6 protein-coding genes and 1 rRNA gene are annotated in these 6,675 nt (G+C 39.2%); 3 read left to right on the top strand and 4 right to left on the bottom strand.

The features are described from left to right. The 4 genes from B2008_RS05580 to B2008_RS05565 form a co-directional block, all read right to left on the bottom strand. Positions 1–309 (bottom strand): 16S ribosomal RNA (locus B2008_RS05580); the annotation flags it as partial. Positions 310–803: 494 nt separating this feature from the next. Then, positions 804–2,111 carry a serine--tRNA ligase gene (serS, locus tag B2008_RS05575; RefSeq protein WP_281829407.1) on the bottom strand — a complete coding sequence of 436 codons (1,308 nt, stop codon included), beginning with the start codon at positions 2,109–2,111 and terminating at the stop codon, positions 804–806. Between the two features lie 218 nt (positions 2,112–2,329). Beyond that, positions 2,330–2,878 carry a GNAT family N-acetyltransferase gene (locus B2008_RS05570; RefSeq protein ID WP_281829408.1) on the bottom strand — a complete coding sequence of 183 codons (549 nt, stop codon included), beginning with the start codon at positions 2,876–2,878 and terminating at the stop codon, positions 2,330–2,332. Further along, complete coding sequence (locus tag B2008_RS05565; RefSeq protein WP_286822568.1) at positions 2,878–3,504, bottom strand: TVP38/TMEM64 family protein; 627 nt, start codon at positions 3,502–3,504, stop codon at positions 2,878–2,880. Before B2008_RS05565 ends, B2008_RS05570 begins: the two co-directional genes overlap by 1 nt. A gap of 140 nt (positions 3,505–3,644) precedes the next feature. Here B2008_RS05565 and B2008_RS05560 point away from each other — a divergent pair, with 140 nt between their 5' ends. From B2008_RS05560 to B2008_RS05550, 3 genes are all read left to right on the top strand, one after another. Next, on the top strand, positions 3,645–4,439 hold the full coding sequence (locus B2008_RS05560; RefSeq protein WP_281829410.1) for an alpha/beta hydrolase: 795 nt from the start codon (positions 3,645–3,647) through the stop codon (positions 4,437–4,439). Positions 4,440–4,445: 6 nt separating this feature from the next. Continuing rightward, complete coding sequence (locus B2008_RS05555) at positions 4,446–5,036, top strand: helix-turn-helix domain-containing protein (RefSeq protein WP_281829411.1); 591 nt, start codon at positions 4,446–4,448, stop codon at positions 5,034–5,036. Between the two features lie 200 nt (positions 5,037–5,236). After that, a complete protein-coding gene (locus tag B2008_RS05550) occupies positions 5,237–6,619 on the top strand; it encodes an NAD-dependent succinate-semialdehyde dehydrogenase (RefSeq protein ID WP_281829412.1) in 1,383 nt (460 codons plus the stop codon). Positions 6,620–6,675 lie beyond the last annotated feature (56 nt).

The raw sequence follows: 6,675 nt of genomic DNA, 5'->3' as shown, positions 1-6,675 counted from the left end.
TCGGTTCTGTGCCTTGGGGATCGATGAGTCCACCAACGAGCTACACCGCCGCTGGTGCATGCACAAGTGATATCCGAAACGACCTTTCGAACAAAGACCATGTGGTTTTTGTTGTTAGACGGTATTCGCACCTGTTTGCGAGTTTTATCCCCTGCTTCTGGGCAGGTGACCCAGGTGTGACTCACCAGTGCGCCACTCATCCAATGTTAAAGTCCGTGCAAGCCCTTCATTTATGGGGGTGCGGTCGACTTGCATGTATTAGGCACGCCGCCAGCGTTCGTCCTGAGCCAGGATCAAACTCTCATTTTTTAAATAATCGTTTCAAGATCTTTGTCTCAAAATTTATTGCTTGCGAATTGACTTCGCTTTTGTTTGGGTTTTTACACCCGCACACTTTTAGCGAAACTTTGTTCAGTTTTCAAAGTACTAGCTCCGTCTGCTTTGTGCAGACGACTTTTTTATTCTAGCAGATGTCTTGTTCTCTGTCAAGAACTTTTTCACCCGCGCCGTCGCGCTTTCGCCCGACGACAGTTTTATATATTACCCGCACTTCCTCGTTTCGTCAAATCCTCCTTTTCGTTCGACTTATCCATGAAACACTTGGCTGCGTTGTAATTGAATTCCTTCTTGTTTGTCCGGATTTTGATTATTATTTTTGTAATATGAAAAAAGCGCAATCAAAAAGTTCGGAATTTGCTCTTTTTTCGATCATAAATTGACTCAAAATTTTTCAAAAAAATTTTTTAGGACAAAAAAAACCGAACTCGACTTAAATTTGCCGAATTTGGTCTCTTTTATTTGTTTTAGATTAAACTATCTTCTTTAGTAATCTTCTTCATACCATTCATGTAAGGTACAAGAACATCTGGAACAGTTACTGAACCATCTTCATTTTGGTAGTTTTCCAAAATAGCAGCAACACAACGACCAACTGCCAAACCTGAACCGTTCAAAGTGTGTGCTAAATGAAGCTTGCCGTTTTCATCACGGTAACGAATATGTGCACGACGAGCTTGGAAGTCAGTACAGTTAGAACAGCTTGAGATTTCACGGTACTTGTCTTGGTATGGCATCCAAACTTCAAGGTCGTAAGTCTTAGCACTAGTGAAGCTGGCATCCCCAGTTGACAAAGCAACAACGTGGTATGGCAAGCCTAACTTTTGCAACAAGTGTTCAGCATTATGAGTCAGCTTTTCAAGTTGGTCCCATGAATCTTCTGGCTTACATACCTTAACCATTTCGACTTTTCTAAATTCGTGCATTCTGATCAAACCACGAGTATCACGTCCAGCTGAACCTGCTTCACTTCTAAATGCTGGTGACAAAGCGGTTACATTGATTGGCAGCTTTTCGCCATGAATAATTTCGTCACGGAAGTAGTTAACCAAAGGAACTTCAGCAGTTGGAATCAAAGTCAAATCACGTGGCTTGTCTGGATCGTCGTTATCCACGATGGTATAAACATCTTCGTGGAACTTAGGGAATTGACCAGTTCCTTGCATTGAAGCATCGTTTACCAAGTAAGGTGGAATAATTTCAGTGTAGCCTTCCTTAGTATTTTCATCTAAGAAGAAGTTGAATACCGCACGTTCAAGCAATGCACCTGCACCTTTGTAGAAAACAAAACGTGCACCTGAGACTTTAGAAGCGCGATCCCAGTCCAAAATGTCAAGATCAGTTCCGATGTCCCAGTGAGCCTTTGGCTTGAAGTTGAACTTAGTAGGCTCATTCCATTTACGAACTTCTTCATTGTAGCTGTCATCAGGACCAATAGGATCTGAATCAGCTGGGAAGTTAGGCAAGCGAAGCAAAATGTATTCTTGCTTTTCGCTTAAATCACGAATTTCATTATCCAAATCCTTGATCTTGCTGCTTACTTCCTTCATAGACTTAATGGCATCGCTAGCATCTTCCTTGTTACGCTTAGCTTCACCAATTTTCTTAGAAACTTCGTTACGTTCTGCCTTAAGTTGTTCACTTTGCTTCAAAGCATCACGACGCTTGGCATCGATTGCAACAACTTCGTCCAATTCTTCAGGCTTAATTCCACGCGTAGCGAGTTTATCCTTAGCCCAATCGAGATTCTCACGAATCACTTTAATATCTAACATAGAAAAACCTCCGAAAAAAGAGCCGACTCATCCCTAATACTGGGACGAATCGGCTCACACGGCTTCGCGGTACCACCCATCTTCAGTTTTTTAAAAAACTGCTCTCATTGATTGGCAATAACGGCGCCTAAACCGTGCAACTATTAATTGCCCACATTTATGAAATCCGGAAACGACATCCATTCACTCGCACCAACCGTGAACTCTCTGAAGCAGTCTTAAGATTTCGTGTTTGAGACCATTTTAAGCCATTCTTCCTTTTTGAGCAAATAATATTTTCCCTTATATGAAAAAAGGTTGGAAATTTGAGCATAATCGGTTGTATAAACATATTTAAAACCTATTCGCTCCAGCAATTCTTGTGAATGAAAGTTTGTATCAAAGGTCCCCGCCCAAATTTCGGTTTGTCCCATCTGCTCAAAAGCGTCATGCAAAACCAGCTGCAAAGCTTCCGTCATATAGCCGTGTCCTTCAAAATCTTGTTCCAGCATGAAGCCAATCTCTTTTGTCTTAAGGAGGCTCGCCTCATCTAGACCGCGTTCATACAATTCGACCAAACCGATCAGCTGATTATTTTCTTTTAAACAAAGGGCAAAACTGTTTTTCCGGTTAGCATACTGCTGGGCCCCTTTTTTGGCTTCTTGCAAATTATTGAAAACTTCAAAACCAGCCAATCTATGATAACGAGGATTTTGACCCCACTTTAGCAAAACAGGCGCATCCGTGACTTGGAAGCGCCGTAAATAAATTCTTTTTCCGTCTAACATTATTTTCCTATAAGTTTCAATAACCATCTTGTACCATAGACCAAGCCTAAACTGTAGGCTGCAATTGTCCATGGCTTGCATAAAATAATAATCCAAAAATAAGTCCAAAATTTCATTTCAGTTAGTCCTGCTAATAAGCAAAGAACATCATCAGGCGCAGCTGGAGCGAGAATGCACAAAGCGAAGAACCAATTGAAACGCTTTTGATTTTTGGTCCATTTCATATATTTGTTTAGCGTTTCTTCAGAAATTATATGGAAGATAAAACTTCTGCCGTAATAACGTGCTAAAAAGAAATCAATCAGTGAGCCAATACAAATGCCGATGTAGTTATAAATAAAGCCCTGGATCGGCCCGAAGAAAACCACCCCGCCAAGCAGCGATATTCCGCCTGGAATAATTGGAATTACTACTTGCACAATTTGAATCAAAACAAAAACTACTGGACCAATTATTTTCTTATTAGCAAGGTAGGCCCGCATTTTATCTTGATCGGTAAAAATCCCCAATCGGTACCAATAGATAACTAGCAGAACAATAATGATACTACAAACAATTGTGGCATAATTAATTAATTTGCGACTTTTTTCTTCTGATAAATGCACGCTCTCATCTCCATCAATCATCTATTTATTAGTAGTTCAATTTTAACAAAAAAATCTTTATCTGACTTATTTTTCAACAATACTTAAATAATTTTTCAACTGCGAGCCGCTTTTTTTAAAGCTATAATAAAAGCGTAGATTTCGCAAAAGGATGGATTGCTATGGCTATTATTAAAAAAGATATTGTTTATGATCAAGACAAAAATTTAAGTACAGATATCTATTTTCCAAATGATACAACTTCTAATACGAAAATTTTGATCTTTTGGCACGGTGGTGGCTGGTTCCGCGGCAATAAAAATAGCGTCAAGCCACTAGCCGTAAACTTGGCCAATGCCGGATTCGTAACTTTCGTACCTGAATACAGTTTGGCACCGGCTCACCTTTTCCCAGCTGCTCATCAAGATGCAATACATTTTGTTAACTGGCTGCTTAATTCTGAATACACTGATCCTGATGATCAAAAAAATATCTTTCAAATCGGTGCAAGCGTTGGCGGTACAATGGCATTGCAAGTGGCAGGACAATATGGCTTTCCAACAGTAACCTGGTCTGCTCCAGTTGATTTTTCTCATTGGATTAAAAACCATGAAGCTGTAAAAGCTTCACCAGATGCTAAAAATGATTTTGCTTATACTGATCCTGCTCAAATTCATAATAGTTTCTACAAATATTTCGTTACTACTTATGCCGGTGGTAAACAAGAAGCTATTTTGCAAAAAATGGACGCTGCTGCCTACGACTTCAGTAATTTATCTAGCTTAATGATGATCAATTCCGCTGATGAATTAACGCCGCTTGACAGTGTTCTCAATTTCATTAAATTCTTGGCAAAACATGATCATGAAGTCGAACTTTTGGTTATCAAAGGTCAAAGACATGCGATGGATTATGGCAAAGATTATCTTGATGAATCCCTAGATTATTTACGACAAAGAATTAAGAGACAAAAATAAAATTTTATGATTGATCTAGAAAAATTTATTGCGATCCGCAAAAAGAAGAAAATCTCAAAGGCAGAACTGGCAAAGGGCATTTGCACGCAAGCGACTCTCAGCAATTTTGAAAGTGGTAAAAAAATTCCCTCTTTTAAAATTTTGGCATTGCTCTGTCAAAGACTGGATATTGAAGTTGGCGATATTGTCATCAACCAGCATCAAACCAAGGCTTGGCGCAATTTAAGCCAGGCTGAAAACGCTTATTTGCGTTTTGATTATTCTGAAATACACAGTTTATTGAAAGAATTGCAGCCCAGTGATCTTCGGCTTTCCTACGATCGGGTTCACTACAATTATTTGAATGGTATTTATGCCTTGGAAAATGAACAAGATCAGGTCACGGCGCTTGCATATTTTCAAGAAATCATAGATGAAGACTGGCTAGCCCTGATACTCTTTATTATTTGTTGGCTTTATGGACGCCATAATTACATGAAGGATTCAAATCACTTGTTGCACTATGCATATAAGATTGGTTCTCGTTTTCATGAGGTTTATTATATGGGGAGAATTCTTTATCGTTTAGGATTGAATGCAAATGCCAAAGGATCTTAAAAAATGGCTATGCAGCATTTCCATGATGCTCGTGCTTTTGCGCGGTTTAACCATGACCAATATATCTTAACCAAAGCAAAATTGGCCTTGGATAAAATTAAGCTTTAGTTTCGATAAGTTTAAATACTACCATCCTTTTTGTAAACGCTTTATAATAGTAAGTGAACTTATTTTAGCTTTGAACAAAGTGAGGTAAAAACATGTCGAGATATCAATCAATCAACCCCTATAACAATGAAAACTTTGCTAATTTCGATAATCCAACAGCTGAACGAATTGACGAAACAATTAATTTGGCTTATTCACTATATAAAAAATGGCGGCATGAAGAGCCAGCCAGCCGAGCAGCAATTTTGAGCAAAATCGCTGCTGCCTTTCGCAAACATGAAGACGAAATGGCAAAATTGATGACGCTGGAAATGGGCAAACTTCTTTCCGAATCCAGGGAAGAAGTAGAATTATGTGCCAACATTTGTGACTATTATGCTAAAAATGGCGCTAACATGCTTAAACCTGAACCTTTAAAAACTGACCTTGGCAATGCTTATTATTTAAAACAAGCAACCGGCGTTGTTTTAGCATGTGAACCATGGAACTTCCCACTTTATCAAGTTATTCGAGTTTTTGCACCTAACTTTGTCGTTGGTAATCCAATTATTTTAAAACATGCACATAACGTACCTAGTTCTGCTAAGCTGATTGAGCGCATTATTAAGCGCGCTGGGGCTCCTGAAGGCAGTCTGCTTAATCTCTATCCAAGCTATGATCAATTGGCTCAAATCATCCAAGATCCACGAATTCAAGGCGTAGCTCTGACTGGATCAGAACGCGGTGGTGTGGCTGTAGCTGAAGAAGCTGGTAAAAACTTGAAGAAATCAACGATGGAACTTGGCGGCAACGATGCCTTAATCGTTTTAGATGATGCTGATCCACAAGTTTTACGCAACGTGCTGCGTGATGCAAGAACTTATAATGATGGTCAAGTATGTACTTCATCCAAGAGAATCATTGCAGTTAAATCACGCTATGATGAAGTATTGCATGAACTTAAGAACGTTTTCTCTAGCTTAAAGGCCGGGGATCCACTCGAAACAGACACAACTTTGCCACCAATGAATTCTCAAAGAGCAAAAGAAAAACTAGCTGCTCAAGTACAAAAAGGTATTGATGCGGGTGCAAAAGTCTTCTACCAATATCCGGAAATTGATTCTAAGGGTGCCTTCTTCAGACCAATGATTTTAACAAATATTGATCAAAAGAATCCTATCTACAATAAAGAATTATTTGGCCCAGTGGCTGAAGTCTACTGCGTCGATGATGAATATCAAGCAATCGCATTAGCTAATGATTCAAGCTATGGCTTAGGTTCATCTGTCATTGGCAGTGACATTAAGCATGCACAAGAAGTTGCTACCAAAATTGAAACTGGCATGACAGTAATTAATGGCCGCTGGATTACTTCAGGCGAATTGCCATTTGGCGGTGTTAAGAAATCGGGTTATGGTCGTGAATTAAGCAAGCTCGGAATGATGGCCTTCGTTAATGAGCATTTGGTAATTGACGTAACTGAAAACAACAAATAGTTGATCTAAAAAAATAAATAGCACTGAGGATAGTAAATCAATGTCATTAAGTTAAG

The organism is Lactobacillus sp. UBA5813, from assembly GCF_002417895.1.
In the GTDB taxonomy this organism is placed as follows: Bacteria; Bacillota; Bacilli; order Lactobacillales; family Lactobacillaceae; genus Lactobacillus; species Lactobacillus amylolyticus.
This window is presented reverse-complemented; position numbering and strand designations above follow the sequence as displayed.

Coding starts and splice junctions, on each gene's coding strand:
- B2008_RS05550 (WP_281829412.1), top strand. CDS start 5,237: ATGTCGAGATATCAATCAATCAACCCCTATAACAATGAAAACTTTGCT.
- B2008_RS05560 (WP_281829410.1), top strand. CDS start 3,645: ATGGCTATTATTAAAAAAGATATTGTTTATGATCAAGACAAAAATTTA.
- B2008_RS05555 (WP_281829411.1), top strand. CDS start 4,446: ATGATTGATCTAGAAAAATTTATTGCGATCCGCAAAAAGAAGAAAATC.
- serS (WP_281829407.1), bottom strand. CDS start 2,111: ATGTTAGATATTAAAGTGATTCGTGAGAATCTCGATTGGGCTAAGGAT.
- B2008_RS05565 (WP_286822568.1), bottom strand. CDS start 3,504: ATGATTGATGGAGATGAGAGCGTGCATTTATCAGAAGAAAAAAGTCGC.
- B2008_RS05570 (WP_281829408.1), bottom strand. CDS start 2,878: ATGTTAGACGGAAAAAGAATTTATTTACGGCGCTTCCAAGTCACGGAT.